This is a genomic window from Microcystis sp. LEGE 00066 (assembly GCF_015207925.1).
In the GTDB taxonomy this organism is placed as follows: Bacteria; Cyanobacteriota; Cyanobacteriia; order Cyanobacteriales; family Microcystaceae; genus Microcystis; species Microcystis ichthyoblabe_A.
This window is the reverse complement of the sequence record NZ_JADEVX010000286.1, coordinates 1-3,858: the sequence shown is the minus strand read 5'-3', so window position 1 is coordinate 3,858 and position 3,858 is coordinate 1. Positions and strand designations below refer to the sequence as shown.

6 protein-coding genes and 1 pseudogene are annotated in these 3,858 nt (G+C 43.6%); 3 read left to right on the top strand and 4 right to left on the bottom strand.

Translation table 11 applies throughout. The features are described 5' to 3' along the window. Nucleotides 1–43: 43 nt before the first annotated feature. Both IQ224_RS22485 and IQ224_RS22480 read right to left on the bottom strand, forming a co-directional pair. The gene (locus tag IQ224_RS22485; RefSeq protein WP_051048454.1) at nucleotides 44–397 is read right to left on the bottom strand and encodes a HigA family addiction module antitoxin; all 354 of its coding nucleotides are present in this window, start codon (nucleotides 395–397) and stop codon (nucleotides 44–46) included. Nucleotides 398–412: 15 nt separating this feature from the next. Continuing rightward, entirely contained in the window at nucleotides 413–697 is a 285-nt protein-coding gene (locus IQ224_RS22480; RefSeq protein WP_002742078.1) for a type II toxin-antitoxin system RelE/ParE family toxin, read from the bottom strand. Nucleotides 698–1,036: 339 nt separating this feature from the next. On the opposite strand from IQ224_RS22480, the gene speD reads away from it, so the two are divergent. The 3 genes from speD (at nucleotide 1,037) to IQ224_RS22465 (ending at nucleotide 2,400) form a co-directional block, all read left to right on the top strand. After that, on the top strand, nucleotides 1,037–1,444 hold the full coding sequence (speD, locus tag IQ224_RS22475) for an adenosylmethionine decarboxylase (RefSeq protein WP_002735723.1): 408 nt from the start codon (nucleotides 1,037–1,039) through the stop codon (nucleotides 1,442–1,444). A 59-nt stretch (nucleotides 1,445–1,503) separates the two neighbouring features. Beyond that, on the top strand, nucleotides 1,504–1,809 hold the full coding sequence (locus IQ224_RS22470; protein ID WP_002742080.1) for a DUF6464 family protein: 306 nt from the start codon (nucleotides 1,504–1,506) through the stop codon (nucleotides 1,807–1,809). A 78-nt stretch (nucleotides 1,810–1,887) separates the two neighbouring features. Continuing rightward, nucleotides 1,888–2,400, top strand: a complete 513-nt coding sequence (locus IQ224_RS22465) for a L,D-transpeptidase (protein ID WP_002742081.1) — start codon at nucleotides 1,888–1,890, stop codon at nucleotides 2,398–2,400. Here the strand turns inward: IQ224_RS22465 and IQ224_RS22460 are convergent. Next, nucleotides 2,362–3,012 (bottom strand): TIGR04282 family arsenosugar biosynthesis glycosyltransferase, encoded by a 651-nt coding sequence (locus IQ224_RS22460; protein ID WP_002742082.1) that lies wholly within the window; start codon nucleotides 3,010–3,012, stop codon nucleotides 2,362–2,364. The genes IQ224_RS22465 and IQ224_RS22460 overlap by 39 nt on opposite strands. Nucleotides 3,013–3,443: 431 nt before the next feature. Continuing rightward, nucleotides 3,444–3,674 (bottom strand): annotated as a pseudogene (locus IQ224_RS22455) (transposase); the annotation flags it as partial. Between the last annotated feature and the right edge of the window lie 184 nt (nucleotides 3,675–3,858).

Below are 3,858 nucleotides of genomic sequence, written 5' to 3'. Positions count from 1 at the left end.
GTCCCCACTAATCCTGTCCCCCCTCCCAGATAAAATTAGTCCCCTAAGCTACATCTATAAATGGAGTGATGGGAATGTGCTTATAAACTTCGGCATTCTTTGCCTGAGCTTGACGGAGATCGTAGTCTGTTTGAAGATTCAGCCAAAACTGAGGACTGTTACCAAAATATCGTGACAGACGCAAAGCTGTATCCGCGGTGATACTACGCTTACCCGCTAAAATCTCACCGATACGAGTTTGAGCTACGCTTAAATCTTTGCTCAGTCTGTAGGGGGTAATATTGAGCGGTTCCAGAAAATCTAACTTGAGGATTTCACCGGGATGGATATTTGGCAAACGGTGGAACTGAGCTTTTACATTGAGCCTGTCGAAATGTGTCGAAGTGTTGCTGTTCATTGCATTTAGCTAATTTTAGTGGTAGTCCACTATCTCTACCTGATCAGCATTGCCTTCATCAGTCCAAATGAAGCAAATTCTCCATTGGTCATTAATACGGATGCTGTACTGGCCCTGACGATCGCCCTGCAACTTCTCCAACCGATTACCCGGTGGGACACGCAGATCATTAATCGATAACGCCGCTGCAAGGATTAGCAGTTTTCGTAGAGCGACCGATTGAATATCAGGGGGATAGTGACGAGACTGAAACCCCTCGAAAATGAGCTTAGTCTCTTCGGACTTGAAATTTATGATCATATGATAACTGTCACTTTGATAACTGATTATAGCGGTAAGCGCTTGAGTGAGATACAGACCAAGCTTTGCCTAGCATGGTTTATAGCTCGTGACACTGTACCTCATACGACTGCACACTGCTATAACTGATGATCAAATTCTAACGCCTAACGATACTATTGTCAAGCAAAAGTAAGCTTTCGCCCCACACCCCACACCCCACACCCTTCTCCCCTGCTCTGTATCAGTTTTTAGAGAAAGTACCCAAAAAAAAACCTGATCTTTTTTGCACAAGTTAGAAAAATTGTGTTATGCTGGCAATTCTGTGAAGGTTTTTCGATAGGGAGTATTGAAAAAAAAATGACCAAACTGGGAACCCATTTGATTGTCGATGCTTGGCAAGTACCTGCTGACCTCCTCAACGATCCCGAGCGCATTCGTCGCGCTATCCTCGATGGAATTACGGCAGGAGAAGCAACGCTGATCGATTTGTGTGTCCACCAGTTCAGTCCCCACGGAGTTACCGCGACGGCGACTTTAGCTGAATCTCATATCGCGATCCACACCTGGCCTGAACACGGCTATTTCGCCGCCGATTTATTCTTCTGTGGTGCGGGTAAACCCGTGGTTGCCATGGAAATTTTGACCAAATCCCTGCAAGCAGGTGAGATTAAAGTCCGGGAACTAACCAGAGGATTCCCCAGTTCTGGGGCAGTTTATGAAAGCAAAAAGGAAGAACCCCTGAAGTCTTCCCTAGTTATGGCCTAATTTCTAGCGCCGGCCTCGATAATAAGTTAGCAGCACTGGCGATCGCCTAAACTGAAATCGTGATCAGGATAACCCTTGTTTTTATCCTCGCTCTCTTTCCCTCTCTGCTTAGTCTCTGGTTAATTAACCGATCCCAACAGAGATTAAGCAACCGTTTGAGAGGGATTCGCTATCGTCACGAATACAGCACGGTGATGGCCAGTAATTTTTTGTCAATCCCTCTAGACACAGAAAATAAACCGGCCTTTATCGGTGATCTTAGTTGTCGTTTTAATGCCTATTCTCCCCACTTGCGTTGTGCGGTTAATCCCCCGGGTCCCTGTGAAGGTTGTCGGCAGTACGAAGCTAAAACTGGCACAGTATAAGCGGCTTGAGCTTCCAAAAAGTTCCCTATTTGCTATCCTTAAAAATTATCGCTATCGCAATTGAGGAGTGTGGGAATAATGGCGTTCAAACGAAATTTGACCCTCTTAATCATCGGATTAGGATTAACTTGTTTACCCGTATATCCGGCCCAAGCTAACCAAATCAGCACCGTCACCCCGAATACCGCAGCCAATCAAACTCTCGCTACCCATCTGGTCCTAAAACTGAAAGAGAGAAAAGTTTACGTTTATCAAGATAGTAAAGTTCTAGCGCAATTTGCCGTCGCCGTCGGCAAAAAAGGCTGGGAAACCCCCACCGGTAAATTTGAAGTGCGGGAATTAGTTCGCAATCCCGTCTGGAAAAGTCCTTGGACGGGAAAAGTCAGCGCTCCCGGTCCCAATAGTCCCCTAGGGGAAAGATGGATCGGTTTTTGGAGTGACGGCAAAAATTCCATCGGTTTTCACGGCACCCCTGCGGAAAATTCCCTCGGTCGCGCTGCTTCCCATGGTTGTGTGCGGATGCGGAATCGGGATGTGAAAGTGTTGTTTGATTTAGTCCGCATGGGAACCCCCGTCATCGTTCAACCTTAATTCTGGCAGGTATTTTTTTAAGATGGGCAGGTCTTCCGGGCGATCGATATCGGCTAATTTAGGCAGATAAGCGGTCTTTAAAGCCAGTTTAGCGGCGATTGTCTGGGTTTTGGCCAAGACTTCCCCAGTTCCCCAGGGAATACCGTCAAAAAGCTCTGGAAAGACCTGTTTTAAAGCAATTAGGTAGTATCCTCCATCTAACGCCGGCCCTAAAACCATATCGTGGGTTTTTAGGGCTTCAAAGGCTGCTAAAATCTCTTTTTCCCCGATTTCTGGGCAATCTGTGCCAATCATAGCGATCGCTGTCATCCCTTGAGCAAAACCATCGGCAAAAGCATTTTGCATCTTTTCTCCTAAGTCTTTTCCCCGTTGAGAATGATAGCAATAATGCTCACCTAACCAAGTACGCATTTTTTCCTCGCTGCCGCCATGGTAGTAAATGATCAGAGAGAGAAAATTCCTCAAACCCGCTAATTTACTGAGAGTATATTCGGCCAGTTTGCGGTGTAATTCTTCGGCTCCCTCGGCTGCCAAAGCTGGAATCATACGGGTTTTTACTTTCCCCAATTCTGGATAACGGGTAAAAATAATCAGTTGTTGTCTCCAGTCCACGAGTAATTGCGACGATGATATTCATTATTAGTTTTAGCCTACTGTCAATAGGAGGCAGCAAACCCAATAAAACAGGCTTTATTGGCTTAGTATAGATTATTTTAGTTGGTTATTTAATTCTGTGTTGGGTTTCCTTAGGTCAATCCAACCTACAAAAGCGGCGATCGCTTAATTGAGTCGAAACCTTTTTCCTAGCGGCATTTCAGACTTTTTCAGCCAACCCTGATCCTACAGGAAAACGGTTACTAAGCTTTTACGCATTTAAGTTACATTGACAGCATTACCCTTATTTTTAAGTTTTCTACTCCATTTAATAATCAATCCCCGGCTCTTCTGGTTTCTGTGTGGAAACGAGGTCTATACTGATAGTTTCAAAATAGTCCTAAAAGTCTTTCCCAGTAAACATTTCACAATTTCATAAGCAAAAATTATCACACAAAGTCGAGAAGAGCCAATCCCCCTTCATTTAAAAGCTGATTGACTACTTTTTCTAGTTCTTCTTTATTTTCAAATTCTCGATTAGCTATGTATTCTTTAGCGGAATGCCACACTAATTCTATTAGGTTGTAATCTGGACTATAAGCTGGTAAAAACTCTAGCCTAATATTGGGCAACTCTTTTTCCACCTGCTCAATAACATCTTTCTTTTTGTGATAACTAGCAGGCTCTTTCAAACTTGTCATGTAAAATTAAAGAAAAAACAGACAATTATTGCTGACCAATAAAACAATAATTCATCTTTAAAAGCTGACTATGCTTGCAATACAGCAATTTATTGTTTAAAATATAGACAGCCAAGACCAGCAATTTTAGACACAAACTATACTTATGCCATCAAATCCACAA